This window comes from Rhodococcus sp. BH5 (genome assembly GCF_027583855.1).
In the GTDB taxonomy this organism is placed as follows: domain Bacteria; phylum Actinomycetota; class Actinomycetes; order Mycobacteriales; family Mycobacteriaceae; genus Rhodococcus_F; species Rhodococcus_F qingshengii.
The window spans coordinates 462,894-489,060 of record NZ_JAJHVW010000004.1 but is presented as its reverse complement, the minus strand read 5'-3'; the positions used below and the strand labels follow the sequence as shown (position 1 = coordinate 489,060).

28 protein-coding genes are annotated in these 26,167 nt (G+C 59.9%); 16 read left to right on the top strand and 12 right to left on the bottom strand.

Annotated elements, in window-relative coordinates:
- The first annotated feature begins 123 nt into the window (after positions 1-123).
- The 3 genes from RhoBH5_RS13950 (at position 124) to RhoBH5_RS13940 (ending at position 2,519) form a co-directional block, all read left to right on the top strand.
- On the top strand, positions 124-996 hold the full coding sequence (locus tag RhoBH5_RS13950) for a hypothetical protein (protein ID WP_007734676.1): 873 nt from the start codon (positions 124-126) through the stop codon (positions 994-996).
- Positions 997-1,066: 70 nt separating this feature from the next.
- The gene (locus RhoBH5_RS13945; RefSeq protein ID WP_021333197.1) at positions 1,067-1,855 is read left to right on the top strand and encodes a hypothetical protein; all 789 of its coding nucleotides are present in this window, start codon (positions 1,067-1,069) and stop codon (positions 1,853-1,855) included.
- Positions 1,856-1,904: 49 nt separating this feature from the next.
- Positions 1,905-2,519, top strand: a complete 615-nt coding sequence (locus tag RhoBH5_RS13940) for a hypothetical protein (RefSeq protein WP_047269291.1) — start codon at positions 1,905-1,907, stop codon at positions 2,517-2,519.
- Between the two features lie 125 nt (positions 2,520-2,644).
- Here the strand turns inward: RhoBH5_RS13940 and RhoBH5_RS32680 are convergent, their stop codons facing one another.
- Positions 2,645-3,103 carry a MarR family winged helix-turn-helix transcriptional regulator gene (locus tag RhoBH5_RS32680; protein ID WP_174519521.1) on the bottom strand — a complete coding sequence of 153 codons (459 nt, stop codon included), beginning with the start codon at positions 3,101-3,103 and terminating at the stop codon, positions 2,645-2,647.
- 62 nt (positions 3,104-3,165) lie between these two features.
- Here RhoBH5_RS32680 and RhoBH5_RS13930 point away from each other — a divergent pair, with 62 nt between their 5' ends.
- Positions 3,166-4,041, top strand: a complete 876-nt coding sequence (locus tag RhoBH5_RS13930) for a haloalkane dehalogenase (protein WP_007734671.1) — start codon at positions 3,166-3,168, stop codon at positions 4,039-4,041.
- Positions 4,042-4,209: 168 nt separating this feature from the next.
- Positions 4,210-4,848, top strand: coding sequence for a PAS and ANTAR domain-containing protein (locus RhoBH5_RS13925; RefSeq protein WP_037132380.1), 639 nt, complete (start codon positions 4,210-4,212; stop codon positions 4,846-4,848).
- Between the two features lie 139 nt (positions 4,849-4,987).
- Here RhoBH5_RS13925 and RhoBH5_RS13920 read toward each other — a convergent pair whose 3' ends face one another.
- Positions 4,988-5,134: a hypothetical protein gene (locus tag RhoBH5_RS13920; RefSeq protein ID WP_164490549.1), complete on the bottom strand. Its 147-nt coding sequence runs from the start codon at positions 5,132-5,134 to the stop codon at positions 4,988-4,990.
- A 181-nt stretch (positions 5,135-5,315) separates the two neighbouring features.
- Here RhoBH5_RS13920 and RhoBH5_RS13915 point away from each other — a divergent pair, with 181 nt between their 5' ends.
- The 4 genes from RhoBH5_RS13915 to RhoBH5_RS13900 all read left to right on the top strand — a co-directional run bounded on the left by RhoBH5_RS13915 (position 5,316) and on the right by RhoBH5_RS13900 (position 8,549).
- Positions 5,316-6,503, top strand: coding sequence for a zinc-dependent alcohol dehydrogenase (locus RhoBH5_RS13915; RefSeq protein WP_270008428.1), 1,188 nt, complete (start codon positions 5,316-5,318; stop codon positions 6,501-6,503).
- A 112-nt stretch (positions 6,504-6,615) separates the two neighbouring features.
- Positions 6,616-7,143: an SRPBCC family protein gene (locus tag RhoBH5_RS13910; protein ID WP_270008427.1), complete on the top strand. Its 528-nt coding sequence runs from the start codon at positions 6,616-6,618 to the stop codon at positions 7,141-7,143.
- A gap of 51 nt (positions 7,144-7,194) precedes the next feature.
- Entirely contained in the window at positions 7,195-7,782 is a 588-nt protein-coding gene (locus RhoBH5_RS13905; protein ID WP_007734655.1) for a TetR/AcrR family transcriptional regulator, read from the top strand.
- Positions 7,779-8,549 carry a glucose 1-dehydrogenase gene (locus RhoBH5_RS13900; RefSeq protein ID WP_007734653.1) on the top strand — a complete coding sequence of 257 codons (771 nt, stop codon included), beginning with the start codon at positions 7,779-7,781 and terminating at the stop codon, positions 8,547-8,549. Before RhoBH5_RS13905 ends, RhoBH5_RS13900 begins: the two co-directional genes overlap by 4 nt.
- Positions 8,550-8,562: 13 nt before the next feature.
- Here the strand turns inward: RhoBH5_RS13900 and RhoBH5_RS13895 are convergent, their stop codons facing one another.
- From RhoBH5_RS13895 to RhoBH5_RS13880, 4 genes are all read right to left on the bottom strand, one after another.
- Positions 8,563-9,312: an enoyl-CoA hydratase/isomerase family protein gene (locus RhoBH5_RS13895; protein WP_099696961.1), complete on the bottom strand. Its 750-nt coding sequence runs from the start codon at positions 9,310-9,312 to the stop codon at positions 8,563-8,565.
- A 23-nt stretch (positions 9,313-9,335) separates the two neighbouring features.
- Positions 9,336-10,583 (bottom strand): CaiB/BaiF CoA transferase family protein, encoded by a 1,248-nt coding sequence (locus tag RhoBH5_RS13890; RefSeq protein ID WP_007734649.1) that lies wholly within the window; start codon positions 10,581-10,583, stop codon positions 9,336-9,338.
- Between the two features lie 38 nt (positions 10,584-10,621).
- A complete protein-coding gene (gene mhpA / locus RhoBH5_RS13885) occupies positions 10,622-12,220 on the bottom strand; it encodes a bifunctional 3-(3-hydroxy-phenyl)propionate/3-hydroxycinnamic acid hydroxylase MhpA (protein ID WP_042920183.1) in 1,599 nt (532 codons plus the stop codon).
- A gap of 161 nt (positions 12,221-12,381) precedes the next feature.
- Positions 12,382-13,071 carry a DAPG hydrolase family protein gene (locus RhoBH5_RS13880; RefSeq protein WP_054187957.1) on the bottom strand — a complete coding sequence of 230 codons (690 nt, stop codon included), beginning with the start codon at positions 13,069-13,071 and terminating at the stop codon, positions 12,382-12,384.
- Positions 13,072-13,253: 182 nt separating this feature from the next.
- On the opposite strand from RhoBH5_RS13880, the gene RhoBH5_RS13875 reads away from it, so the two are divergent.
- Complete coding sequence (locus RhoBH5_RS13875) at positions 13,254-14,489, top strand: MFS transporter (RefSeq protein ID WP_082654944.1); 1,236 nt, start codon at positions 13,254-13,256, stop codon at positions 14,487-14,489.
- Positions 14,490-14,602: 113 nt separating this feature from the next.
- Here the strand turns inward: RhoBH5_RS13875 and RhoBH5_RS13870 are convergent, their stop codons facing one another.
- The 4 genes from RhoBH5_RS13870 to RhoBH5_RS13855 all read right to left on the bottom strand — a co-directional run bounded on the left by RhoBH5_RS13870 (position 14,603) and on the right by RhoBH5_RS13855 (position 17,725).
- Positions 14,603-15,340, bottom strand: a complete 738-nt coding sequence (locus RhoBH5_RS13870) for an IclR family transcriptional regulator (protein ID WP_042452480.1) — start codon at positions 15,338-15,340, stop codon at positions 14,603-14,605.
- A gap of 2 nt (positions 15,341-15,342) precedes the next feature.
- Positions 15,343-15,750: a nuclear transport factor 2 family protein gene (locus RhoBH5_RS13865; RefSeq protein WP_042452483.1), complete on the bottom strand. Its 408-nt coding sequence runs from the start codon at positions 15,748-15,750 to the stop codon at positions 15,343-15,345.
- On the bottom strand, positions 15,747-16,754 hold the full coding sequence (locus RhoBH5_RS13860) for a DUF3500 domain-containing protein (protein WP_270008426.1): 1,008 nt from the start codon (positions 16,752-16,754) through the stop codon (positions 15,747-15,749). Before RhoBH5_RS13860 ends, RhoBH5_RS13865 begins: the two co-directional genes overlap by 4 nt.
- A gap of 251 nt (positions 16,755-17,005) precedes the next feature.
- Entirely contained in the window at positions 17,006-17,725 is a 720-nt protein-coding gene (locus RhoBH5_RS13855) for a FadR/GntR family transcriptional regulator (RefSeq protein ID WP_231782999.1), read from the bottom strand.
- A 99-nt stretch (positions 17,726-17,824) separates the two neighbouring features.
- Between RhoBH5_RS13855 and RhoBH5_RS13850 the strand changes: the two genes are divergently transcribed.
- Entirely contained in the window at positions 17,825-18,676 is an 852-nt protein-coding gene (locus tag RhoBH5_RS13850; protein ID WP_058228150.1) for a fumarylacetoacetate hydrolase family protein, read from the top strand.
- 31 nt (positions 18,677-18,707) lie between these two features.
- Here RhoBH5_RS13850 and RhoBH5_RS13845 read toward each other — a convergent pair whose 3' ends face one another.
- Complete coding sequence (locus RhoBH5_RS13845) at positions 18,708-19,262, bottom strand: RNA polymerase subunit sigma (RefSeq protein ID WP_270008425.1); 555 nt, start codon at positions 19,260-19,262, stop codon at positions 18,708-18,710.
- A 384-nt stretch (positions 19,263-19,646) separates the two neighbouring features.
- On the opposite strand from RhoBH5_RS13845, the gene RhoBH5_RS13840 reads away from it, so the two are divergent.
- The 3 genes from RhoBH5_RS13840 to RhoBH5_RS13830 all read left to right on the top strand — a co-directional run bounded on the left by RhoBH5_RS13840 (position 19,647) and on the right by RhoBH5_RS13830 (position 24,469).
- Positions 19,647-20,534: a class I SAM-dependent methyltransferase gene (locus tag RhoBH5_RS13840; protein WP_270008424.1), complete on the top strand. Its 888-nt coding sequence runs from the start codon at positions 19,647-19,649 to the stop codon at positions 20,532-20,534.
- Between the two features lie 184 nt (positions 20,535-20,718).
- A complete protein-coding gene (locus RhoBH5_RS13835; protein WP_270008423.1) occupies positions 20,719-22,125 on the top strand; it encodes a serine hydrolase in 1,407 nt (468 codons plus the stop codon).
- 1,165 nt (positions 22,126-23,290) lie between these two features.
- Positions 23,291-24,469 (top strand): carboxylate-amine ligase, encoded by a 1,179-nt coding sequence (locus RhoBH5_RS13830; RefSeq protein WP_064074098.1) that lies wholly within the window; start codon positions 23,291-23,293, stop codon positions 24,467-24,469.
- On the opposite strand, the gene RhoBH5_RS13825 is transcribed toward RhoBH5_RS13830, so the two are convergent.
- Positions 24,463-24,618 carry a DUF6131 family protein gene (locus RhoBH5_RS13825; protein WP_003945912.1) on the bottom strand — a complete coding sequence of 52 codons (156 nt, stop codon included), beginning with the start codon at positions 24,616-24,618 and terminating at the stop codon, positions 24,463-24,465. The genes RhoBH5_RS13830 and RhoBH5_RS13825 overlap by 7 nt on opposite strands.
- Positions 24,619-24,763: 145 nt before the next feature.
- On the opposite strand from RhoBH5_RS13825, the gene RhoBH5_RS13820 reads away from it, so the two are divergent.
- Both RhoBH5_RS13820 and RhoBH5_RS13815 read left to right on the top strand, forming a co-directional pair.
- A complete protein-coding gene (locus RhoBH5_RS13820) occupies positions 24,764-24,967 on the top strand; it encodes a hypothetical protein (RefSeq protein ID WP_003945456.1) in 204 nt (67 codons plus the stop codon).
- A 77-nt stretch (positions 24,968-25,044) separates the two neighbouring features.
- The gene (locus tag RhoBH5_RS13815; protein ID WP_042452503.1) at positions 25,045-26,127 is read left to right on the top strand and encodes a M48 family metallopeptidase; all 1,083 of its coding nucleotides are present in this window, start codon (positions 25,045-25,047) and stop codon (positions 26,125-26,127) included.
- Positions 26,128-26,167 lie beyond the last annotated feature (40 nt).

The window sequence follows — 26,167 nt, the reverse complement described above, 5'->3', positions numbered from 1 at the left end:
AGGCGATCGCAGTAATACTTTTGTCGGAATTGTTTCAAATTGTCTGTACATCCAAGTCACACGTGACTACCGTCACTCATCATCACAATCCCGACTGGTCGGTTGTACCCAAAGGAGAAATACATGTCCCGACGTTCGACGTCGCGTGGGCTTTTCGGCGCACTCGCCACCGCAACTGTGTTCGCCACCGCCGCTGCGGTGGGAAGCTTGTCAGCAAGCATTGCAGGAGCCGCCCCGGCAGCGGAGATCCCCTTCGGCGGTTGGGATTCATGTCCGATCGACAATCCCGAGACCAGCACCTGTATGGACGTCACGGTCACCGGCGGAAACATGAAGATCGGCAAGCTTTCCGTCAGCATTCCCGCCGGGGCGATGCGCATCGCAGGCGGAGTTGCATACCGGGAGAATCCAGAGGCTGAATTCGGATTCGACCAAGTATTCATCCCGCCGAACGACAACAGTCGGGGGATCTACGCCAAACCCATCGACATCCCCGGGGGCGCACTCGGAATCGACCTGCCATTCAACAATCTCTTCGGACTGAACAAGGCTTCGGCCACCGTAGAGTCGACGTCTGCACTCCCCACCGTGGATGCATTTCAGCTTGGTGTGAAGCTACCCGTCAAATTGAAGATCGCGAACCCTCTCCTCGGCGGCAAATGCTACCTGGGCTCGGACAACAACCCCGTCCAACTCAACTTGGATGTGACCGAATACGGTGTCCTCGAAGAGGTTCCAGGTTTCCCGGATACTGCCGTCGTTCGAAACACCGGGCACACCGGACAGCCCTTCGCGGTCCCGACAGCTTCCGGGTGTGGCCCGTTCGGCGTTCTGAATCCAATCGTCAACTGGCGCGCCGGGCTTCCCTCGTCCACCACGTCCAACTCCCTCGCCACGACGAGTGACGTCTACAACATCGGTGCCGACAGCCTCAGGCCCCAGCCGGCCGGCTCACCCGAACCCGCTGCCGTCGTTGCCGAACGTAGTGCCAACTAGCAATCCAACCCACTGCCACAGAACCGTCATCGACGACAGATTGCCACCTCGAAACGGAGTTCACTTGTCCATGCGCACAATACGATTCAGAGCCGCGCTCGCCGTCGTCGCAGCGGGAGTCCTCACTCTCGGGGCGGTGTCAACCGCGACGGCGGCCCCGCTGCCCAATGCGCCGTTCGGGGGCTGGGGAAAATGCCCGATAGCCAATCCGGAGACAAGCACCTGTGTCGATGTCGTCGTCAAAGGCGGCGAAATGAACATCAACGGGCTCAAAGTACCGATTCCTTCCGGCTCGTTGAATATCGCCGGCGGTGTCGCCTATCGCGAGAACCCCGACGCTGAATTCGGGTTCGACCAGATCTTCATTCCTCCCACTGACGGCACCAAAGGCGTCTATTCCAGCCCCATCGAGGTACCAGGAGGAATCTTCGGGCTCGGTATACCGTTCCCCGGCGGCTTGACCACCATCAAGGCAACAGTCGAACCGGTCGCGTTGCCAACAGTCGACGCATTCCAACTCGGTGTCACACTTCCGGCAAGATTGAAGATCTCCAACCCCTTGCTGGGCGGCAACTGCTATCTGGGTTCTGCGAGCAACCCGATCATGTTCAAACTCGGAGTTTCCGAAAATGGTGTCCTGGAGGAAGTTCCAGGATTTCCGGATACCGCCGCCGTCAGAAACGTGACGCACGCCGACCAGACGTTCGCGGTGCCGGGCGCATCTGGATGTGGACTGTTCGGCGCACTGAATTGGGCCGTCAATCTTCGCGCCAACGTTCCGTCTTCGAGTGGTCACAACTCGTTGACCACCACAAGCGATGTGTTCAACATCGGCGCCGACAGCCTGCGGACGCAGTAGAGCAAGCACCGGCGACTCACGAAGTATCACCGACAACAAGGAGATATCGATGACCCATGCAGTTCGCCGCACCACCATCGTCACAGCTGCCGCCGCAGCCGCGATTGCGGTCGCAGCCGGCACCGCTCTGGCTTCGACCGTCGTCACTCCAGCGGGTCAAGCCGTGACTGCTTCGAGCAGCAATCTCAGTATCAAGACAGGAACGATCACACTTACCTGCTCCAGTACGACGGGCTCCGGGACCATCCCATCCGCGCCGGGTAATTCCAACACCGGCACCGGCGGAGTCAACGTCAATATCGGCACCCCCAGCCTGACCGGGTGCAAGGCTAACGGCCTACCCGCTGTGGTCACGACCTCCGGCTCGTGGCTATTGAACGTCTCGGCAGACACCGGATCGGCTCAGGGATCCCTGGTCATTCCTGCAGGAGGCGCAGTCGTCACGATGCCCGGATCAACATGCACAGTCACCGTCGGGGCCAGCACTGTCGGACCGCTGCCATTCGATATTCCCAACCAGCGCGTCGTGGCAAGCAACACCGGCACCGTGAACTACACACGCACCGGCACCGGACCCGTCTGCCCCGCCGCAGCCACTGGCACGGCAACAATGTCGGGCACACTGCAGTTCGCATCGGCCACACCGATCAACGTGACACCGTGACGATCGACAGCTAGACAATAGGGCTCGTTGGGGGATCGACGCTTCCGTCGGTCCTCCAACGAACGTCCTGTGGACCGGGTCCGCACACGATCGCCTTCGGTTGCGCCACGAAGCGGACCGGCGCATTATCCATCTGCTGCTTCGGTGGCGTCGAGTAACGCGTCAAGGGCGCGGTGGAGCTCGGCGAGTTCCCGCCCTCCGGTTTTCGTCAGCACTTCCGTATTCTTTACATCCAATTGGCGGACAATGTCTTTAGCGAGCTCTATGACTCGTTTGCCCTCGTCACTGAGATCGAGGCGAACGGCTCGCGCATCGCGTCTATCGCGTTCACTGACAACAAACCCGCTCTTCTCCAACGCTCGCACGAGCTTGGATATGTAGATTCGCTGCAATCCAGTGTGCGCTGAGAGTTCTCGCTGACTCGGCCTCTCCCCCGCACTCACCAGACCATGCAGAGACGCGAGCACTGAATACTGGGCGTGAGTCAACCCCAGGTGCGCGATCGCTCGGTCAACCCCCGCCCGCCAGCGCAAGCCAAGGTGCCACACCAGCGACCCTGTCGTCCATGTTTCTCGATCTTGCATACAAATAGAATACATGGCTACTATCTCAATTAGAGTATATGGAAACTATTTGAGGAGTCGCAATGCCCACAATTCCCGTGCTCGACTCGACCATGGCCTACCGCTCGCGCGGTGAAGGAACACCCTTCGTACTCATCCACGGAAACCCCACATCCTCGCACTTGTGGCGAAACATCCTGCCGCAGATAGGAAATCTAGGCCGCGCACTTGCCCCTGACCTCATCGGAATGGGGCGGTCAGGCAAACCGCCAATCAACTACGGCTTCCTCGACACCGCCCGCTACCTCGACGCCTGGTTCGACCAGATGGAACTCGACGACGTCGTACTCGTCGGACACGACTGGGGCGGGGCACTTGCACTGGACTGGGCTGCCCGCCACCCCGATCGCGTCCGAGGTGTGGCCTTCTTCGAAACGATCCTTCGTCCGATGACCTGGGACGAACACTTCCCGGGAGAGGCACGGGCACGGGTGGAAGCTCTGAGGGACTCCGACACAGGAGAGACAAAGGTACTCGACGAGAACTTCTTTCTCGAAATAGCGCTTCACAGAACGGTTCTCGGTGAAATGACCGAAACCGATGCCGAGGCCTATCGCTCCCCTTATCCGTCACGAGAGAGTCGCCGACCCCTTCTCGAGTGGCCACGATCCTTCCCCATCGAAGGAACTCCCGGTGACGTGAATGCACGTGTGGCGGCGTACAGCGATTGGCTCGCAGAAAGCACCGACGTACCCAAACTTCTTCTCACCTTCAGCGGCCCCGCAGAACTTCTCATGATCGGACCTGACGAAGTCACGTGGAGCCGATCGAATATCGCAAATCTCGAGGTGGAACAGTGCGGTCCCGCAGGACATCTCGCCCCCGAGGATCAGCCTGCGGCCATCGCGGCGGCGATCACCGAATGGACAGAGCGGCAACACTGTTTCAACCGCGAGTGACGTGGGACCGTCGCCAAGTACTCTGAGCGCCGGTTTCCCCGACCCATGCGGTAGCGATCCAGACGATGCTCCGAAATATGGGACCGACACCACCTCCGCCGGATTTGTCCGATATAACTAACTGGCGAGTACGCCGGTTGGGACGAGGTCGAGAACGAGGGGGCGTGTGTGGTGAACGAGGACGGGTTGGGGCGAACGTCAGGATCGGGGGCTCCACACCGGGTGGGCGGCTTTCTCTATCACCGCAACGGCGACCGGTGGGAGTGGTCGGACGAAGTTGCACGGATTCACGGATACGAACCCGACCAAGTAGCTCCGACGACAGAATTGATGCTCTCGCACAAGCATCCCGACGACCGAAGACACGTTGCCCAGACACTGCACGCCATCCGCACTTCAGGCGGACCGTTCAGCAGCCGCCACCGCATCATCGACACTGCAGGGGATACTCACTCGGTAATCGTCGTCGGCGACAGCGTCGTGGACGAGTCGGGTGCCGTGGTCGGCAGCTCAGGCTTCTACATCGACGTCACCGAAACCCTCGACAGCACGGTGAAAGCGTCTGTCGACGTGCTGGTCAACGAAATCACCGCTTCTCGCGGAGTAATCGAGCAAGCCAAAGGCATGCTCATGGTGATCTACGGCATTTCGGCCGATCGCGCCTTCGACATACTCGTGTGGCGTTCTCAAGAGACCAACGTGAAACTCCGGGATGTTGCCGAGCAGTTGATAGTTCGAACGCTTGACGACTTCCGGGTCCCGACACTACTGCGGACCCGATTCGATCACGTGCTGTTACAGGGTTGAATGACAACAGGGTTGAGGGATCTGCTCAAGGCGGTTCCCGTGGCTGGCTGCTCAACCTCGAGGAACCTCGCCCGCATTGATTCCGGGACGGTCCGATGCGGCCTATCCCCGTTGTTACCCAACGCGGAGTAAAAGGAAACTACTCGTCGTCAGACTTCTCGCCGGAGGTCTCCTCGACCAGTTCAGGCGCCTGTTCTCGCGTTGCCATTCCCCCGTCGCCGCCCTTGTCCACGGGTCCTGGGTGCCCACCCTTGGGCGACTGGTCGTTGTCGTCTTTGTCGGTCATGCGATCGTCCTCATCATCTCGTCGTCTCAGTCCTGGAGCCGGTGCAAAGAGACCGGGACCCAGCTCCATCTCAATCTAACGCGCTCAGGACTTCTCGCAACCCTCACCGATTTTGTTTGCATTTCAGTGCTTTCGGGCAGGTGACTGCGAACAGCATTTCCACGATGAGAGGTCGATCCCAGTGCGCGCAGTGACTTGGCAAGGCAAACGGAAAGTAAGCGTCGATACGGTTCCGGACCCGAAGATCGTCGAACCCACCGACGCGATCATCAAGGTCACCACGACGAATATCTGCGGATCCGATCTGCACCTGTACGAGACTCTGGGTGCGTTCATGAATGCCGGCGACATTCTCGGCCATGAACCGATGGGAATCGTCGAAGAAGTCGGTTCGGAAGTCACGAATCTCGAGATAGGTGACCGCGTCGTGATTCCGTTCCAGATCTCGTGTGGCAACTGTTTCATGTGCGATTCGAGCCTCTACACACAGTGCGAGACGACGCAGGTCCGCGATCAGGGAACGGGCGCAGCATTGTTCGGCTTCTCCGAGCTCTACGGCTCGGTGCCCGGCGGGCAGGCTGAGTACCTCCGAGCACCGCAAGCACATTTCACACACATCAAAGTTCCCGAAGGTCCCGCGGATTCGCGATTCGTCTACCTCTCCGACGTGCTCCCCACCGCTTGGCAGTCGGTCGAATACGCCGACATTCCGCCGGGTGGGTCCGTGACAATCCTCGGCCTCGGACCGATCGGTGACATGGCGGCTCGTATCGCCCACCACAAGGGGTTTCGAGTAATCGGTGTGGACCGTGTACCCGAACGCCTTGCGCGCCTTGCCGAACGCGGCATCGAGACCCTCAACCTGGACGACTACGGCAGCAAGATCGGCGATGCCATCAGAGACGCGACAAACGGCCGCGGAACCGATTCGGTGATCGACGCTGTCGGTATGGAAGCGCACGGGTCTCCGATCGGAAAGCTCGCGCAGCAGTTCGTCGGACTCCTTCCCGATGCTCTTGCCGCGCCTGCGATGCGTAACGCAGGAATCGATCGCCTTGGCGCTGTCTATTCGGCCATCGACATCGTTCGGCGCGGCGGAACCATTTCTTTGATCGGTGTCTACGGCGGAATGGTTGATCCGCTGCCGCTGATGACCATGTTCGACAAGCAGATTCAGCTCAGGATGGGCCAGGCGAACGTCAAGAAGTGGGTAGAGGACATCATGCCCCTGCTCACTGACGACGACCCACTCGGCGTCGACACCTTTTCCACCCATCAGCTGCCGCTCGATCAGGCGCCACACGCCTACGAGATCTTCCAGAAGAAGCAGGAAGGCGCGGTCAAGATCCAACTGAAACCGCACCTGTAGTTCAACGCCGATCAGGTCGACGGTTCATCCGCCACGTCCGCATCTTGTTCGCGAAACCACCGATCGTCATACTCACCTCACACACGCTCGACAGAAAGAACCTGAAACCGAAATGGCTCGCGAACTTACCGTCTCCGACAGCATCGTCGTCAGCTCCGACGCGCTTTCCCTCTACGAGGTCATCAGCGATCCCACTCGTATGGGTGCCTGGAGTCCCGAAAACATAGGCGCAACCTTGCGGGGAGACCGCGAAAGCGCTTTCCTGGGCATGGAGTTCGACGGGCACAACAAGCGTGGGCGCGCGCAGTGGACCACGCGATGCACAGTCACCGCTGCCGAGGCCGGGAAGCTCTTCGAATTCCGTGTTCACAAGATCGGCCTCGGTACTCCCCGGATCCCCGCCTCTATCGCAACCTGGCAGTACCGATTCTCGCCGGTGCCCGACGGAACCCGAGTTACCGAAACGTGGACCGACGACAGGCGCGGCTGGCCGGACTTCGCCGCCGACATGTTTGACAAAATTGCCACCGGAGGAAAAACCTTCGCCGACTTTCAGCGCGGCAACGTCCGCAAGACGCTCCTGAACCTCAAGAACGCAGTTGAGCAGGAGGTTTCCGGAATCGAAGGTAACGTCGGCTGACCGGCCGACACCATTTGTGGCAGTTTCTGCCACTTTTGGTACAGTGCGGATATGGCAACAGCCCGCCGCACTGCACTACTTCTCCGCGTCTCGCAGAGTTGTGCTGCCGCTTTCGTCGAACGCGGCGACACTTCGACGACCATCGCGGAGCTCGCCGAGCGGGCAGAAATCTCCGAGCGAACGTTCTACCGTTGCTTCGCCACCAAAGAGGAGAGCATCTGGCCGATGCTCGACGAGGGAAACCGCAGTCTGGCCACCGCACTCAGCGCGCAAGCCCGCGAATTCGGGCTCGCAGCGGCTGTGAAGAATGCCTTTATCGCATCGGTCGGCGAGTCCTTCGAGCCGATGACCCGGTCACTGATGCCCATCATCTTCGGTGATGCGGCACTCCGGAGAGTTTGGGAATCAGCAACTTTCGAGACGATGGAACTGATTCGCCCAGAAGTCGCACGCCTGATCGACCGTCCGGAAACCTCGCTCGACACCACAGCGGCTTCGGGCCAGGCAACACTTGCGGTAGTCGCCGCACTGCGTGAGATGGCAGACCTCCGGACGCCCGCACCCGAGGCCATCACCCGCGCGCTCGGGGCGTTCTCGAAGCCATATCTCGCAACACCAACAGGTAAGGAACAATCATGACTCAGGATCTCTCCGGAAAAGTCGTTCTCGTCACCGGCGGCGCACGCGGCCTGGGCGAGGCGTTTGCCCGCGGCATCGTCGCGGGCAACGGCCGCGTCGTCATCGGCGACCTACTCGACGACGACGGTCGAGCAGTGGCCGAATCTCTCGGCGACGCAGCGCGTTACGTTCACCTCGACGTCACCGATCCAGCGTCTTGGAAGTCCGCCGCCGAGTACGCGGTATCCGAGTTCGGCGCGATCAACGGTTTGGTCAACAACGCCGGAATCTCGGCGTCCGGCCAGACAGTCGCCGAGGAACCACTCGAGACGTTCCAGCGCATCATCCAGATCAACCTGGTGTCCGTGCACACCGGTATCCACACGGTGGTGCCGTTCATGAAGGCAGCCGGCGGCGGATCCATCGTGAACATCTCCTCGGCCGCCGGCCTGATGGGCATGGCTCTGACCAGCGGTTACGGCGCAGCCAAGTGGGGCGTGCGTGGGCTGAGCAAGATCGCCGCCGTCGAACTCGGCCGCGACAAGATCCGGGTCAACTCGGTTCACCCCGGCATGGTCCTGACGCCCATGACTGCACCGACGGGCATCAGCCTCGAAGAGGGCGCATTCCCCAACAATCCGTATCGCCGTGTCGGTCGCCCGGAGGAGTTGGTCGGAGCGGTCACCTACCTGCTTTCCGACGATGCCTCGTACACAACGGGTTCCGAGATCGCCGTCGACGGCGGTTGGACTGCCGGCCCGTCGATCGAATACATCGCCGGCCAGTAACAGCCTTGCAGACTCACGTATGCAGAATTTGCGCGATGCCAAGTTGGAGGTCGCGCAAATTCACGGCCGGACCGAGGGTGTGGTGAGGAGGAGGGCCGGTAACAGCAATCAATGCCTCCTTCGCCGCACGCACGGCTGATGTCGGCTGGCGAACAATCTCCTCTACCAAATCCCGAACAGTCGACGCGAGGAGCTCGCCGTACACACACCGATTCGCCAAACCTGTTGTTACCGCGTCCGGTCCCTTCACCAGCCGTCCGGTGTAGTGCAGTTCAGCGGCCACAGCCGGTCCCACAACACGGACAAGGCGCGCCGCGAATGCCGGACTGGGTCGAATCCCGAGACGCGCAATAGGCATTCCGATTCTGGCGGAAGTCGCCACGACTCGAATATCGCACGCGAGTGCCAACTGACACCCTGCTCCAGCTGCTACGCCGGAAATCTGTGCGATGACAGGAACGGGACAAATTTCGATAGCGCGGAAGGCTGCCTCCATTTGCGCGAACGACTCCTCCACGTCCTCGGCACAGGCACCAACCCACTCGGTGACATCGGACCCGGCGCAGAAGGTATCGCCGACGCCGCGAAGGACGACAACACCGAGCGATGCGTGGGTCGAGACGCCAATGATCTGATGCGCGAGATCTTTCCAAGCATCACCGTTCAAAGCGTTTCGACGACGGCCTGTGCCGATCGTCACCGTCGCGATTGGGCCGTCGAACGTCACATCGACCATGCCGGAGTCGCGCCGGCTCGGCCTCATAGCAGAAACCATCGATGTCTGTCTCATCGGCGTGCTTCGCTGAGCCAACCGGTGATAACAGCGTTGTCTGCACCGAGAAGCGGTGGAGCCGAGTGACAGTTCTTCGTGACCTCCATGCCGTCCACAGAGAAGAACCGGAGTGGGGGTCCAGGAAGCGTTATCCGACCTAGGCTTTCGTGTTCGACTTCGACCATCAACCCCTGCGAACGAGTCTGTTCCCAGCGGTACACCTCGTCGATTCCACGAACACGTCCCGCCGGAATACCCGTACGGTCCAGCTCGAGCAGCAGCTCGTCCGTGCCATACTTCGAAAAAATGCTTTCGATAAGCTGGCGGACCGCCTTACTGTTTCGAACTCGTTCGGAGTTGTCTTCCATCCCGGGGGCATCTGGGGCCAACCCGAAGCCCGAGCAGAACCGCTTCCAAAGTCCTTCACTACCAACCGCAATCTGAACTACGCCGTCAGCTGTCGGAAAGAGCCCGTAGGGGCAGATCGACGGATGGTGATTCCCTTGTGCCTTACCAGTTTCACCAGCGACGGTAAATCGAGTTCCTTGGAAGGCGTGGATACCTACTATGCCGGCCAGCAAAGAGGTTCGTACCGTCTGCCCAACGCCGGTTCGCGCTCGCTCCTGCAGTGCCGCGAGTACACCGAATGCGCCGTACATCCCTGCCAGTAGGTCGGCTATCGGAGTTCCGACCTTTTGGAAGTCGTTGGGACCCGAACCTGTCAGCGACATCAGACCCGCCTCCCCTTGTGCGATTTGGTCGTACCCCGCACGTCCGCCTTCCGGTCCGTCGTGACCGAATCCACTGATGGACAGCACGACGAGTCGCGGATTCAGCTCCGAAAGTCGTTCGGCGGTAAGCCCCAAACGATCGAGGACGCCGGTCCGAAAATTCTCCATCAGAACGTCGGCGCGTGAGACAAGGGATTCCAGTAGTGCAAGACCCTCTTCAGATTTCAGATCGAGTACGACTGACTTCTTGTTTCGATTCGTGGACAAGAAGTATGTCGATTCTCGCTGTGCACCTGCAGGTTCCATGAAAGGTGGCCCCCAGCCGCGCGTATCGTCGCCGGTACCGGGTGTCTCGATCTTGATGACCGTCGCCCCCAGGTCGCCGAACATCATTGAAGCGTGAGGTCCCGCGAGTGCGCGCGTGAGGTCTGCAACGACTATGCCTGCCAAGGGCCCTCTTCGAACATCGGATCCGGATTGTTCCGAAGATGATTCGACCGAATCGATGTCGTCGGTCACTGAGTTGAACATGTAACTTCCTGTCGATAGTCGATGTGGCGGTCGCGCTGTCAGGCAAGCGTCCGAGCAGGTTCCGGCACACGCAACCTGTGTAGAAAACCTGCTGCCAGCTCGGTTGCCTGGTGCGTTCCAGCAACGCCGTAGACGTGAAAATCCGGTCTGACCAGAACGACATCTGCGTCCTGATCGTCGAGCCAGCGCGTGTAGGTGAGGTCGACGTCGTCGACAACGGTCACGCCCGCCGATTCGGCACCTCCGAGCGCTACGAGGTCGATCCCCAACGTCGCCAAAGCTGTTCGCGTCGCCTCCGGAACTTCTCGCAGCGCGGCCGATGTGCGTGAAATCAAAGCCCCTGGCCCATCGAACGCATCGTCGAACTTGGCAACTTCGCCATCTCCGACTCGAACCTGACCTTGTAAAGCCAGACTGCCACCGGCAGTCCCGACATGTATCCCTGGGCCGAGCCCTGGTCGTGGCGGAGCAGGAGGCTTCATTCCCGCAGTCCAGTTCGCCACCATGCGGGCATCACGTTCAGCAGCTTGCTGCGGGTCGGACATGCAGATGACTTGACCTAGTTCGGTCGAGAACTGCACAAAAGCTTGTGCGTGCCTTAGTCGTTCTGTTCCATATGTATCGAGCAGGTGGTCGTCCGCTGCCGAACGCAACACCGCATCGAGCTTCCACGACAAATTCATCACGTCACGGACACCAGCACCCAGGCCTTGTCCGGCGAACGGCGGCATAAGATGCGCGGAATCGCCGGCGAGCAACACGCGTCCTTGTCGCCATCGCGTCGCCCAGCAAGCCTGAAACGTGTACACGGAATGCCGTTCAAGGATTGCATTGTCAGGGGTCAGCCCATACGGCTCGAGCAGTTCCCATGCCGTGTCTTCGCGCTGAAGGGATTCTCGACTCTCTTCCGGCAGTCGCATGAACTCCCAGCGACGGCGGCCCGGACCACCGGGAACCATCGTGGAAGGGCGTCGGTAGTCGCAATTCTGCGCGGCAACGTTCGGAAAACTGGTTCCGCCCGAAGGTTTGACGTCCACAACCAACCAATCGTAGAAGTACCCCTCGTCGTGCCAGTCGATTTCGGCCCATTGACGAACGCGACTGTTCGCCCCGTCTGCACCGACAATCCACTGCGCATCGACGGCGACACACCTACCGCTGTCCACGGATTGGACGACTACTGTTGCCAGTGCCGAATTCTGCGTCAATGCCACCGCTTCCCACCCCCTCATCACCCGAATATTGGACAACCCGGCGACAATGGCGTCCAAGGCCTCTTCCAATGCGGGCTGACTGAAGAAATAGGTGTTGTACCAACCGGATTCACCTTTACCACTCCAGTCGACCTCCACCAGTGTCCGCCCGTCACCGTTTCGCCACACATACATGTCGTCATAAGGTTCGGTTATCTCGGGAATGGTGTCCGGCGCCAGCCCGACCGACTGCAGGATTCGCGCGAAATCGGCGCAATGGGTTACTGCTCGCGGCAGAGGGTATCCGACTTCATTTCGATCCACGACGACGACATCGTGGCCCTTCCGAGCGAGTTTGACGGCGAGAAGCTTCCCCACCGGCCCGAAACCGACGATCATCACGTCAGCAGCTATCCTCGTTGCTTCGGCGTTGACACTCTGCACAGCGAATTCCGTTCTGGTGAAATAGCTTTGATGTTGAGAACAAGGATCGGTTCGTTAATTCCTTTTGTCACGGATCAGGTCCCGAAAATCGGGACGAGCCGAAATTCTCGGTGCCGCCGGAAACGGGTGCACGACCCTGGCGGGCACCGAGACAACTGCCGTCACCACGGTGCTCGCGGCGGAGATACGTCCCGGTTTTCGGCTACGTAGAGCGACGGCAGGAAACGAGACAAAAATGTGAACTCGTCGTACGCGTGCTGCAGGAGTCCTTGACCGAACTCCACAGTTGCTTGTGCCGCAATCTGTTCCGCGGTTTGCCCGAGTGTCTCGAGATCGTGTCCGATGAAGAAGTGACTTCGCAGGGCCATCCCCCACTCGGTATCGCGAGCGATGTGCAGCAGCCTGCCGCCGAGCACGCGCCCGTCCGGGAGACGAGGTGGATTGTGGGTGACCCCCAATCGTCCGACAACCACTCCGGACACAGCGCCGGATTCTCTTGCTCTGGAATAGGCGTCTTCGTCGAAGAACTCGGACGGATCCCGAAATTGGATGACCAGATCATCGGCCGGCTGCCCCGAGAAGTATTCGGTGACGACGTGCTCGCTGCCGATATGAGTGTCGTCCGAGAGATTACCCTGCCAACTGCTGTACGTGTGGTCGATGGGATGCCACCAGATGTATTTCTGTGTGTCGCAACGCCAGCGGACCCACCATTCGAGCATCTCGCCGGTGCAACCGTGCATATCCGTACGGACTGCGACGTGCAGCCCTCCAGATGGCAGTCGCTCGTATCCCATCTCCAATTGCAGAGGCTTCGGATCTAGTAGAGCGGTGACTTCTGACAGGTCCATTGATTCAGCTCCTCGGATCGAGTTTTTCCAACGAGCTGAAGGTATGAGCCAGATGTGCTGCGCGTCACCCCATTTGTCCCGGTTTCCGGGACTAAACGGTTACGCCCGAGAAGTCGACATCGGACGATGGCACGCATCACATCGACCGCCCGAATCGGGCTCACTGTCTGGAGAGACAACACATGCATCTCAATGCACCCGCGCGAACCGATGAACGTGGGGAGACTCGATCCCACCCCGCAGTCATCGGGTTGTGCATGGTTATCACCGTGATCGAGGGATTCAACCTGATCGTCTACGGATCTGTTATTCCGTTGCTGTTGGAAGACTCGTACCTGCGCATAACCGATCAACAAGCAGGGCTGGTCGGCGGGCTCGTCTATATCGGAGCCATCGCCGGATCTGTACTGGCCCCTCTCGCTGCCGAGCGCTCCGGTCGAAAGTGGGTTCTCATTGTTGCCATCGCACTGTTCGCTTTCGGAGCCGTGATCACCGGAGCGTCGATCAGCATCGTCATGCTCGCAGTGGGTCGATTTGTCACTGGATTCGGCGTGGGCGGCGCGCTCACCACCGCGATGACAGTCGCTCGCAACAGTGCGGCATCGTCACGGGCGTCGTTGGTCGTCACGATCACAATGGCAGGTATCCCACTCGGCGGCGTCGTCGCGTCACTGCTCGCGATTCCAGTGCTTCCTGCGCTCGGATGGCGCCCGATGTTCTTCATCGGTGCATGTACGGCTCTGGTGATCCTCGCCGCCGTCGTGATAATCGACATCCCGACCGACACTCCCCAGGAGGTGGCGGGGCGTTTATGGTCTGGTCGGCAAAAGATTGCCGCACTGTTCACCGGCCGCGGGTCCACAATCGCACTGGTTGTCGCGGTATGCGCAATCTCCAACATGGTTGCGTGGCAGGGACTCAACGTGTGGGCAGCGCAGTCGATTATTGACTTGGGGTACACGCTGAACACTGCTCTTGTGGTCACCTTTACTCTGACCGGTGCCGCAGTAATCGGTTCCTTTGCCAGTGCGTGGGCGGCCGACCGCCGCGGGGCCTCAGTTGTAGCGGTAGCCACCAGCGCGTGCACGCTCGTCGGACTTCTCGGAATGGTCTATCTGCCGACATCGTTGACGGGGACCATGATTTGTGTGGCACTGATGGGCATCGGCGGCCATTCCACGATGAATCTGGTGCACACGACCACAGCCGATGTCTACCCGTTGCCTGCACGAGCAACTGCCCTTGGTTGGTCGAACGGGACATCATTCGTCGGGGCGTTCTTAGGCCCGGTAATCGGCGGTACCTCCATTGCGTCGGGTGGAGCCGTCGGATTGTTCAGTACGTTCGCGGGTGCCGCGGCAGTGTGCTTGGTCGCGGTCTGTGCACTCTGTTTTGCAGATAGGCGCATCAGACGGTAGGGATACCACTGATCACGAATCAGTTCCCGACCTCCCAGTAGGAGCCGGGAACTGATTCGCGCGATCTGCAGAAGTCACGGGAGCACACAGAAGAAGCTCTCAGGCAGTCGCATTCAGAATTGCGCTCGCGACAAACCCAGATCCACCTGACTGTTCACCACTTTGAGACCTTCGACCGCGAGTTCCTTCTTCGCTTTGAACCGCCCGGACGGAATGACGATGGCGATCGCTTGAAGCGCGCCAGTCGGTCCGATCATTGCAGTAGCCACGGCGCAGATCCCTACGTCGTGCTCCTCGATGTCGACGGAGACGTGGGAGCGACGCACCTCCGCCAGTTCCGCCAGCAGCGCCGCCCGTTCGGTGATCGTCTTATCCGTAAATCGCGGTAGAACCGGTGACAACAACGCAACTGCCTGCTCCTCCGGCAACTGAGCAAGCATGGCCTTCCCGATACAACTCGCATGCAGCGAAAAGCTCTTGCCGACCTTGGTGACGCCTCTGAGCCTTTCCGGTGAGGCAATCTGATCGACGACGACAACCTCGCGACCACTGAAGATCGCCAACTCCACGTTCTCGTTGACGGTACGAGCCAACGTCGCCAGCTGAGATCGATTGGCCGAGAGTAGCCGTAGGTGAGCATTCATCCCGAACTTGAGTAAGCCGGGGCCCAAGATGTATCCGGATCTGTCCGGAACTCGGACCACGTACAACTCACGTTCGAGAGCTTGAATAACTCGGTGCACCGTCGAACGTGGAAGTCCGGTGCGGGTTGCGAGGTCTGTCAGCGTCATCGGCCAGCGACTCTCGGCGATCGAATCCAGAATCACCGTGGCCCTGCCTATGTTCGCCACGACTAACTCCTCGTCCAGGTCCTGGTTACCGCAAGTTCGATGATGCTCCAGTCTCGTTCGTCGACAACCATCGTGTATTCACCGAGGGTGTGCACCGAGGGATCGGGTTCGAACACCCACCGAGTGTAGTGCGCGTGAGCTTTCCACACTCGGGGGCCAGACCCGGCGAGCACCACGAGGTTGCTGACGTCATGGCGATGTGCGACAGGTGATTTCCACAATTCTGCGAAGAACTTCTCCGCATCGTCCGGATGATCGAAACCCGTCCCGGGGAAGCTAACCCGGGCAGAAGCCAGGAGCCCCACAGCACCGTCGACGTCTTTGCGGTCCGCAAAGTCGACGTACGTGTGAAGTAGGTTCGAAATCCAGTGTCTGGCCGAGACGACTCCCTGGAGTTGACTGCAGGTCACGATTCCGTCTGCTCTTGCCACTGTCGAACGTAGGAACGTCCGTAATCGTTGCCATGCGGAGTGCGCATCACCGTGTGAATATGGAAGGGCTGAGGAGTGTCGTAGTCGAGGAAGACACCGCAGTGGTGATCCAGTTCAGCTATCAAGACCGGGGATTGGATGCGGTAGTAGAAGACGTCTCCAGGGCGGTGCCCGCCGATCCAGCAGAACCATGTCCGGTCCAGGTGCTCTTCGATCTCGCGCAGACGAGCAGTCCGAGGTCCCGCGGGCAACAATGCCACGAACTGTTCGGCGATCGCGAGCACTAGTTGGCTGGCACGCGTGTCCATCTGATCGACGGGAATGCCTTCGAAGGGAATCACTCGGTTGTCCTGAAACGCTCCGGCGAGGTGCCGCTCATCCCCGGGGTGCACTCGCCCGGGAGGCATGGCCGGATCGTTCATCAGCCCGTATACAGTGGCCTCACGCCGCTGGTCGTCAGTGAGTGCGGCCATCAGTTCTATACCGAGTTCGATTCGACCAGTGAATGATTCGATGCCGGCGTGGGGACCATCGTCTATCTCGTTGGGTTCCGCGCCGAGAAAGACCGGACTCACAACCATCCGCCCGCCGATGATCAGACAGTTGACCGCGCAGTGGTGACCGTACAATTGCCATCCCCACGGCGAGAGGACACTCGGTTCACCGTACAGAGCGACGTTGTAACTGAATTCGTTGAGTATCGTCTCCAATCCGACAACCTCGCCGAGAAAACCATTGATCAACATCATGTTTCGGACGATTCGAAAACCTTCGGGGCTCAGCGAGGCCTCGACCAATCGCAAAGCCAACTGTCGAACACGTTGCGATTGGAACTCGAGTCGTACTCCGGTGTCGAACTGCATGAACTCGGGGTTCGCCCACGTCTGCCACTCGACAGCATCGATCGGATAACTGATCCTGGAGCGATCGACGTCACTCAACTCCGCAAGTAGATCTCTCGCAGCATCCACCATTTCATCCACCGGAGCCTCTTCACCGTGCGTGACGGCTGTCAAAGGGTAAAGCCCGTCCGTGATCGTGCCGTTTTCGGTGACTCCTCGAAATTCGTTGAGATATAGCGGCTTCCATCCCTCAACGAGATCACCGGTAAAGGTCCCAGGCCGCCTTGACACATCGCGATAGGCGTAGGGATCCAAACCTCGAACACTCGATAGTCGGCGATGGTCGTGAGGAAACAGATGTGAGCGGAACTCACCGGACATGAATCGTCCTTTCAGACTGGAGTGTTGTGCCGTACGACGGCCGCACGTACTGCAGCCACATCGCCGGCGGAGATTGCGTCGACAAGTTCGACGTGGATGTGAAACCTCTCGGTGCGGTAGCCCGCTGCGTCACGCTCGTTGTCGAACTCGGTGGCCGTGCCGTGCAGCGGGCCCAGAGTGCCGATATAGACCGATCGCGCAAGGTCATTGGGAACGATCGTCGCGATTCGCTCGTGCAAGGCCCAGTTCGCTCGGAGGAAGGTGTCCCAGTCGGGGGCGGATTCCATCCGCTTCAGGTGTGCCCCCAAGTCGGCGATGTCGGCCCGGCTTCGATGCCGAGCCGCAGCAGTGTCGATCAAGATTTCGAGGTGATCACGCAACTCGATGGCATCCGCGACGACCGAGGCCCCCTCGGTGACACTCAGCAACGTATGGCGCAAGCGAACCGCCGGGCTTTTCTCTGCGACAAATAAGCCGCCACCTCGCCCCTGGCGGATCTCCAGCACTCCCCGATCACGAAGCAGTCGAACCGCTTCGCTGACAGTCGAATATGCAAATCCGGTCTCGCCGCGAAGCGATTCCAGCGTGCCGATTGGCACACCGGGCTCCAGGTTCTGCTCCCGAATCCGGCTGTCGATCGCCGCCGCCAACTGCTCGGCTCGGGTCCCCCTCCCCACCGCTTTGGACAGCACAGAAATCGGGTCACTCGGCGCAACAGAAATCCGGGGCATGCGTCCGCCTTGTCCATCTGGGGTGTCGTGAGGCATAGTCCTATGAAACCATAAACCTCTGAAGGTTTATAGGTTTAATTCGAACCTGAAAGGCAACTGATGAAAATCGTTGGGATTCAGCAACCCGATCGTGGAGTTCAGGTGGCTCAACTGTCCGAGGACGGCTCCCACGTGAGTGTCGTGTGCACTCTCGAAGAGTTCTGGTCGGATCCCGCCGGCAAGCTCGCGACGACTCCGACCGGGCCACACCTGCCGGTAGCCGACATCGAGTTCGTTCCACCGGTCCTGCCGGGCGCGAGGGTGGTCTGCATCGGACTGAACTATCTTGCCCACGTCGCAGAGGGGAGCTACCGCGCAGATCCTCTACCCGCCTATCCGACTCTGTTCGCCCGGTGGCCCAACTCCCTCACTGTCGGCGACACCGATGTCCCCGTTCCAGCCAACGAGCAGGGTCTCGACTGGGAAGGAGAGGTGGTCGCCTGGGTTGGGCAAAAGCTTGCCGACGCCACTCCCGACCAGGCCCTTGCAGCTGTCGTCGGATACTCGACGTTCAACGATCTCACCTGCAGGCGAGCACAGAAACTCACCTCGCAGTGGATACTCGGAAAGAACGGTGACCGATCCGGCCCACTAGGACCGATGGTTCCTGCGTGCGAAGTCGGCGACCTGCGCGACGGCCTGCGAATACAAACCCGCGTCAACGGCGAAATCGTTCAGGACGCCCGCACCGACGAAATGGTCTATACAGTCGGCGACACCCTCTCTCACATCTCTCAGACCTTCACACTGCACCCCGGCGATCTCCTCGCTACGGGCACACCGTCGGGAGTCGGCTACGCACGCTCACCCCAATGGCTACTACAACCAGGCGATCAGGTCGAGGTCGAAGTCGAAAAGCTTGGTATTCTTCGAAATACATTGGTATCCAGGGATACTCGATTCGAAGGCTGAGCAAGAACGAGGCACCATGTCACGAGAGCCATCAGTCCGAGATGGGCGATCCCCCAGATCGCCCTCGACAGACGCCAGAGTGCCAACCTTCGCCGACCTCACGGGTGATTGTCAATACTTTTCTGATTGCATTCGGAGAAGACAACTTTCGCAGTCGCCGCAGCGCCCGATGCAGGTCGAGCGACACCTCGTCTGTCGTACGGGCAAGCGACGTTGCGGTCGCCTTTGTATCGAGCCCGACGATCAGCCGCAACACCAGGACATCGCGTTCGACAATCGGGAGCGTTGTCGGAGGCGGGAGCGATCCACCGCTGAACCCGTCGGATGCCGCCCGAGCAATCGCGATGCTTGTACTCGCGTACAGCACGCGTAGAAAAGGCTGATACGTCTCCGATCCGTCGCACACTGCCGTGAGAACGGCGACGCACGCGGCATCCGCGGCGGAATCGGAAACGGCCTGATCAAGCTCGGCGCGGCACCGCAGCACAACCATCGGACGAAACGCCGCATACAAACTGGCCATGGACTCACGGCTACCGCTCCGCGCCGCGGCGGCCAATACATCCAGCGAGCCTTCCTGCAACATGGGCTCACATCTCTCTTTCTCGACGGGACATTCGTTGTGCGGTCCGAGAGATCAACTGGAACCGAACGGTCCCACGAAGTGGTTCCGGCGGATGGTCATGCCACGATCAATCCCCTGCCCGAAGGATTCTCGAGGCTCTCTCTCAGCCCTGAGGCACACCCCAGTGAAGTCCTGCATCCTTGCCGCTCACTGGCACTGACCTGGCAAATTCCTGGCAGGATGCTGATTCAAACCGAACGCCTTGCACTGCAGAACTTTTCGATCCGGTCAGCGTGTATTTGCTGCTCCAAGTCCGACCGTTCCGTTCCAGGCGACGAGGGGTCACACGGGCGTAGGGTCGAGAGAGTTCGGCTCAGTCGTCAAGAGCGGAAGGACACCCAGACAATGCGGAGCGATGGAGATACGTGGGACATCGTCAGTAGCGTCGGACTTACCGCGCTGGCAGTGGCAACGTTCCGAGCACTGGAGAGCACCCGTCCGGACGCGATCATCGAAGACAAGTTCGCATTGTGGTTCGTAGAAGCTGCAGCCGAGCCGCATTTCACAGCTCTTCTGAAAGATCCCACGCTCCTCGAGGACACCCCCTTCGGCGGTTTCATGGGGTTGCGAACCAGGTTCTTCGACGAATTCTTCTCGTCGTCAACCGAATCCGGAGTAAGGCAGGCGGTAATCGTTGCAGCAGGGTTGGATTCGCGTGCGTACCGGCTGGATTGGAGCTCAGGATCGACGGTATTCGAAGTGGATCAGCCAAAGGTGCTGGAGTTCAAAGCCGAAGTGCTCGCTGCGCACGACGCCCAGCCGAAGACCGATAGACGCACTGTGCCTACTGATCTGCGAAACGACTGGCCGGCCGCACTCGAGGAGGCTGGTTTCGACCCGAACGAACCCACAGCCTGGTCGGCGGAAGGCCTGCTCGCCTATCTCCCCGGCCCGGCCCACGACGCCCTGTTCGAGCGGATCGACGAACTCTCGGCCACCGGTAGTCGCTTGGCGGTGAACGACTTTCCGGCCGGAACCGACCCGAGCAAGCTTGCGGCCATCAGATCCAAGTACTTCGCCAAGGACCCGTTCGGAGACCTGGACATTTCGCAACTGTTCTACAGCGACAAGCGATCCGATCCGGGCCAGTGGTTGGCTGAACACAATTGGACTGTCCGACGCTTCAGCTCGGTCGAGTTGGCAGAACTGTACGATCGTCGGATCCCCGAACTCCCCGAAGAAATCGCAGCGCTGTCAACGCAACCGTCCTTTTTGGCCGCGACCAAGAACTAGCTCTCGCAGTCATCACGAAAGTTCTTCGAGTGCAGCCTTTCTCCCATTTGTCCAGCGGCAAGGCGCGTGTCACCACTACAAGTGGTTGACGGTACTCCAGGATGAAGCGATTCAGTACCTCAGGCTGAGTATGTCTACACCTTAGACGGACGCGCGCCGAAGAAGATGCTGATGAAATAAGTCCATGAATCTCGAACACACACGCAGGAAAGGCCGCCCGCTCGCGCTGGTAGCACTTGCCTCCGCAGCGGTATTCGCCCTCGCCGCATGTACTTCCGGGACTGATTCCGCACAAACCTCTGAAAACAACACAAAGACCTCCCCCACCGCGGCACCCGCTACGGTCACGATCCCTGACAGCTCCGTCGGCAAGCAGATCACCTGGCTTCTCAGTGCGTTCAACACGAGCACGCCGTTGACCCAGGAAGAAATCGCCGAACACTTCGGGCCCACTGCACCCGTAATCCTGACACCTCCGGACTTCGACTCCATCCGAGCCGGACAGCCTTGGACAACAGTGAATTACAAGGGAGGCGACTCCGACGGCACAGTTTCCATCACCAGCACCACCGGCGGTGCGTTCGACGTCAACGTCGTCGTCGACGGCAACGGGCTGATCCTCGGAATGGCGATCACACCGACCAAGGACGTTCATGTGCCGGCCGCATCTTGGCAAGAACTCGAGGCAGCTGTCAAAGCGCTTCCCGCGCCGACCAATCTGACCGTCACCGAGGTCACCGAAGGAAAGAACGCCGAAGTCTTCAATGTCGGCGACACCTCACCACAGCCCACAGGGTCAACGATCAAGCTGTACGTTCTCGGCGCGGTCGCGACGGCCGTCCAGAACGGGACACTCTCCTGGGATCAGAAGCTCACCATCACCGACGACCTCAAATCGATGCCCGGCGGGACCATGCAGGACCTGCCATCGGGAACTGGAGTCACGGTCCGAGATACCGCCGGCAAGATGATCTCGATCAGCGACAACACCGCCACCGACATGCTGATCGCTGCTGTCGGGCGCGAGCAGGTAGAAGCCGAATTCGCCCCGATGGGCATGGCAAATCCTTCGCTCAACATCCCGCTCAAGCCGACCCGCGCACTGTTCCAACTCGGCTGGGGTGACCAAGGCGCACAACGTATCGCTTGGCGCGACGGAACTCCGGACGAGCGTCGAGCGATACTCGCGGCACTACCTGACGGCCTGGTGGACATCCCGGCGTCTGCATTCACCACCCCCGCATGGCCTTTCGACATCGATTGGTTCGCCTCGCCCGCCGACCTGCGTGCCGCGTTGGTCACGTTGCAAGAGAAGGCGAAGACCGAGAGCGGCGCACCGGTTCGAGACATTCTCGCCGAGGATCCGGCGCTCAGCGACGAGTCCGCGAAATGGTTCACTTACGGCGGATTCAAGGGCGGCAGTTCCATCGGGGTCCTCGCGGGTGCCTATTACGTGGAACACGACGATCGTGCCTGGGTTGTCACCATGCAAACTCATGGTGACGACGCTGCACTGGTTGCCGTCCCGGCTCTGTACTTCGATCCGGTCGACGACGCGATGCTCTTGATCCAGACGGATGCAACCAGTTAGTGCCCAGTGGCGGGCCGAAACCACGCACGCCGATTCATTGCCTTCGCCGATGAAGGCGCCGGATACAGAGAAGCCGCTGCACATCCAGTGTCATCCGGATGCACAGCGGCTTCGCTAAGTCTTAGCCCGTGGGGGTCTCGGTCTCGTCCGACGAGAATCCGTCGAAGAATGCGATGACCTTCTGAAGAAGTGCCGCGATGTCGAAATCTTCCAAGCTACCCATTGCGTTCGTCCTTTCGTTTAACACTGAGGATGAAACGTGCATCTTGCAATTTCCAATGTAAAGCATGAAAAGCATTATTTCTCGACCGCGCGACACTTCGGTTGCGAATACGTCACTCAGCAAGATATGGGCAAATCACCGGAAATAACAGCTCCCACCCGCAATATTTCGGTCTTCCGCAACCCGCTTATTTCCCCAATTCGCAAGTGGGTAAATCTTGAGAAAAATTTCCCGGCGCGTCGATCACGAAAGATATTCCTGGTGAAACTCTCAATCCAAGAACACAAAGACAGAGGAAGCTCCGACACAGCTGACACGCAGTTTTGCCCGCCTTCAAGAGTCGTCATCCACGCACATAGTGGACATTCGTCTGCGATAACGAACCGGTAGCAACACAATCCCAGGCACTTTCTCCCATCTTCTGACTTTTACCCATGACCACTGAAGATTTGCGCTGGTGAAACGCAATACCAGTTCGAAAGTTCCACAACTTCTCCGGATGCTGTGCACGCGATTAACTGATCAAATATCTGTTGACTCACCGAACCCACACACTCCGCCAGAACGCCACATCCGAATGCTGGACGTTAGTTTAGATGGGTTCGCATTCTCGGAATCTGCTCGATAACGGCGGCCCCACGGATAAAGCCGAGACTGCACCACCGCAGGCCGCCAGGTCATGATCCGCGACTCGGCGAAGGGTGTGCGGACAAGTCCACACGAGGGTGAAATAGAGGGTGAGACATGCCTTGGGGTCTCGTTTTACCGAGTCCGACACAGTACGTTTTCCCAGGCACGCCAGTCCCCAGATTCATACGGTGTGCAAGGACTCGTTGACGCTTCCGAGATGTTGGCAAGGCCGACCACAGGCCCCGTTCTCCCGACGAGAACGGGGCTTCCTCGGGTCGGTTTCCGCCTTCGACCGACCGGGTAGACGCGAGCATGGGCGCCACCTGCTCGACCGAATCCACCGCTGGCCGCCACGAATCGACGACCCCGACCGTCGGCGTCGAAGAAGAATTCATCCTCGTCGACCCGACCTCCTGGTTGCCGTCCACCGACAATGCTGCGGTTGCGGAAACCGCGTCGACACTGGGATTGGATCTTCAGCTCGAGTTGTCCCGCTGCCAAGTCGAGACCAACTCTCCCGTGTGCCATGGCATCGACGAACTCCGAACCCACTTGACCGACATGCGTCGGCTCGCGGCAAAAGCTGCCGAGTTGAACGGCTGCAGGCTGTTGGCCGTCGGCGCACCGCTTTCGGGGCCTTCGCGTTTCGAGATCAGCGACTCGCCTCGTTACCGCCGGATGGGCGAACGCTTCGGCGCCCTCGCTGCCGAACAAAGCATCTGCGGTTGCCACATACATGTGGGCGTCGCTGATCAAGTACAGGCCGTGCAGGTCTGCAATCACGTGCGCATCTGGTTGCCCGCCTTGTTGGCACTGAGCGCCAATTCCCGTGTCCACCAAGGAGTCGACACCGACTTCGCGAGTTGGCGGGCGATCCAATGGTCCAGGTGGCCAGTCGCCGGGCCGCCGCCGTACTTCGAGACCACCGGGGACTTCGACACCGCGGTTGCGAAGATGGTGGATTGCGGCGTGATGCTCGACAAGCGGATGGCCTACTGGGATATCCGACCTTCCTGCCACCTACCGACCGTCGAGATCCGAGTCTGCGACGTTCAGCCGACAGCAGAGGATGCAGCGCTACTTGCAACCCTTGGACGGGCTCTGGTGGCAACTGCGTTACGCGCGATAGACCGGGGCATCGAGGCTCCGAACATTTCCCTCGAGAGCCTCCGCCTCGCAACCTGGGTGTCCGCGAAGGAAGGCGTCCTGGGAGCGTCGATCGATCCGATTACCTCACAAAGAATTTCAGCCACGGAACTGTTGCACCGGCTCCTGATCCATGTCCGTGACTCCCTCGACGAGGGAGGCGAGTACTCGAGCGTGGAGTCGGCGCTGCAGCTCAAGTCAGTCACAGGCAACGGCAGCGACTGGCAACAGCGAACGCTGCGCCAGGTCTGCCTTCGGGAACTGATTGCGCGTGCCGTTCAGCGCACCGTACCGACCGCGCCGACTGGCACGGATACGCACGACGAGCCGACAACGGATCAGTAGTAATGCCGCCGACCACCGATGGCGTGCCCGGCCGCGCCCAGCGCGTACAGGATGATTCCGATCACCAGCAAGACGACACCAATCGTCCACAGGATCGGAATGTTCACCACGAAACCGATTATCAGCAGGATCACGCCGAGGATGATCATCACAAGCTCCTTCAGTGCGTTCACTCGGGCGGATACGCCCGCCTCGAGCCGCATACACCGCGGATACCCGTCGGCAGAGCGTTTCATACCCACTCTGACCGGGTATTTCGCTGGGCACCATAATATTTGAAGAATCGAGCCCGCCATGATGAGAATTGTGACTCTGATCGTTCTGATCTGGCTGATAGTCGGGGCCGTCGCGGCCGGCCAACGCGGCTACTACAGCAGTTCGCCGACCAACTGCGCCGGCGTCGGGACCATCGCGCTCACGGTCATCGCGGGTCCGCTGAACTACTTCGGCGTCAACCCCAAAGTCACCGATTGCACGCTCCCCCAGCCCACCGAGTGAGCTGCCGGAAATCCACGCTAAACCGACTAGTCGTTACCCTGGAGGTGAGTCGACACACATCGAAGTGAGGGGCCACCATGACCACTGCACCAGATCGCACCCGAATCGAGTTCCCGGACATCAGCTCGCGTGCGTGGGAACACCCAGCCGATCGGGCTGCATTGGTGACGCTCCGGACGCTTCGGGGGTTCGACACTGTCCTGCGGACGCTGTCCGGACTGCTCCAAGAACGTCAGCACCGCCTCATGTACCTCGCCACGTCGGTGCGAGTCGACGAACGCCAGTTCAGCGACCTGAACGACCTGCGCCGTGACTGCGTCGACATCCTGCAGGCCGACGAGACACCCGAGCTGTTCGTACTCCAGACCCCGATGGTCAACGCCTTCACCATCGGCATGGACAAGCCGTTCATGGTGGTCACTACCGGCCTATTGGACGTGATGAACTACGAGGAACAGCGGTTCATCATCGGCCACGAACTTGGCCACGCGCTGTCCGGTCATGCTGTGTATCGGACCATCCTGATGCATTTGATGCGACTGGCCGGAACCATCGGATGGCTGCCCGTCGGCGGGTGGGCATTGCGCGCGATCATCGCCGCCCTCATGGAATGGCAGCGCAAGTCAGAACTGTCCGGTGATCGTGCCGGACTGTTGTGCGGGCAGGACGTACACACCGCGATTCGCGTCCAGATGAAATTGGCGGGCGGATCCCGAGTCAGTGAAATCGACATCGACGCGTTTCTTGCCCAGGCCGCCGAGTACGACGCCAGCGGCGACCTCCGCGACGGTGTACTCAAGCTCCTCAACATCGAACTGCTCTCTCACCCGTTCTCGGTGCTTCGCGCCGCCGAGCTCAAGAAGTGGGTGGACAGCGGAGACTACGCCGCGATTCTGCGCGGAAACTACCCCCGTCGCGGCGATGACGACGGAGCGAAGATCAGCGACGAGTTCAAGAATGCAGCCAAGACCTACAAGCAGAACTTCGACGAGTCGGAGGACCCTTTGATCCGCATGGTGCGCGACATCGGTAGCGGATTGGGCGGTGCGGTGGGCGCCGTGGGGAATGGCGTCGGCGATGTAGCGTCGGACATCAAGGAACGATTCACCCACTGGCGCAAGAGTTCCGACAGGTCGAAGGGCACTGACGACGCCGAGTAAGCAGAATCGGGACCTGCCGCCGAAGGCAGTCGGCGGCAGG

Coding starts and splice junctions, on each gene's coding strand:
- RhoBH5_RS13950 (WP_007734676.1), top strand. CDS start 124: ATGTCCCGACGTTCGACGTCGCGTGGGCTTTTCGGCGCACTCGCCACC.
- RhoBH5_RS13945 (WP_021333197.1), top strand. CDS start 1,067: ATGCGCACAATACGATTCAGAGCCGCGCTCGCCGTCGTCGCAGCGGGA.
- RhoBH5_RS13940 (WP_047269291.1), top strand. CDS start 1,905: ATGACCCATGCAGTTCGCCGCACCACCATCGTCACAGCTGCCGCCGCA.
- RhoBH5_RS32680 (WP_174519521.1), bottom strand. CDS start 3,103: ATGCAAGATCGAGAAACATGGACGACAGGGTCGCTGGTGTGGCACCTT.
- RhoBH5_RS13930 (WP_007734671.1), top strand. CDS start 3,166: ATGCCCACAATTCCCGTGCTCGACTCGACCATGGCCTACCGCTCGCGC.
- RhoBH5_RS13920 (WP_164490549.1), bottom strand. CDS start 5,134: ATGACCGACAAAGACGACAACGACCAGTCGCCCAAGGGTGGGCACCCA.
- RhoBH5_RS13910 (WP_270008427.1), top strand. CDS start 6,616: ATGGCTCGCGAACTTACCGTCTCCGACAGCATCGTCGTCAGCTCCGAC.
- RhoBH5_RS13905 (WP_007734655.1), top strand. CDS start 7,195: ATGGCAACAGCCCGCCGCACTGCACTACTTCTCCGCGTCTCGCAGAGT.
- RhoBH5_RS13900 (WP_007734653.1), top strand. CDS start 7,779: ATGACTCAGGATCTCTCCGGAAAAGTCGTTCTCGTCACCGGCGGCGCA.
- RhoBH5_RS13895 (WP_099696961.1), bottom strand. CDS start 9,312: ATGAGGCCGAGCCGGCGCGACTCCGGCATGGTCGATGTGACGTTCGAC.
- RhoBH5_RS13890 (WP_007734649.1), bottom strand. CDS start 10,583: ATGTTCAACTCAGTGACCGACGACATCGATTCGGTCGAATCATCTTCG.
- RhoBH5_RS13880 (WP_054187957.1), bottom strand. CDS start 13,071: ATGGACCTGTCAGAAGTCACCGCTCTACTAGATCCGAAGCCTCTGCAA.
- RhoBH5_RS13875 (WP_082654944.1), top strand. CDS start 13,254: ATGCATCTCAATGCACCCGCGCGAACCGATGAACGTGGGGAGACTCGA.
- RhoBH5_RS13855 (WP_231782999.1), bottom strand. CDS start 17,725: ATGCCCCGGATTTCTGTTGCGCCGAGTGACCCGATTTCTGTGCTGTCC.
- RhoBH5_RS13850 (WP_058228150.1), top strand. CDS start 17,825: ATGAAAATCGTTGGGATTCAGCAACCCGATCGTGGAGTTCAGGTGGCT.
- RhoBH5_RS13845 (WP_270008425.1), bottom strand. CDS start 19,262: ATGTTGCAGGAAGGCTCGCTGGATGTATTGGCCGCCGCGGCGCGGAGC.
- RhoBH5_RS13840 (WP_270008424.1), top strand. CDS start 19,647: ATGCGGAGCGATGGAGATACGTGGGACATCGTCAGTAGCGTCGGACTT.
- RhoBH5_RS13835 (WP_270008423.1), top strand. CDS start 20,719: ATGAATCTCGAACACACACGCAGGAAAGGCCGCCCGCTCGCGCTGGTA.
- RhoBH5_RS13830 (WP_064074098.1), top strand. CDS start 23,291: ATGGGCGCCACCTGCTCGACCGAATCCACCGCTGGCCGCCACGAATCG.
- RhoBH5_RS13825 (WP_003945912.1), bottom strand. CDS start 24,618: ATGATCATCCTCGGCGTGATCCTGCTGATAATCGGTTTCGTGGTGAAC.
- RhoBH5_RS13820 (WP_003945456.1), top strand. CDS start 24,764: ATGATGAGAATTGTGACTCTGATCGTTCTGATCTGGCTGATAGTCGGG.
- RhoBH5_RS13815 (WP_042452503.1), top strand. CDS start 25,045: ATGACCACTGCACCAGATCGCACCCGAATCGAGTTCCCGGACATCAGC.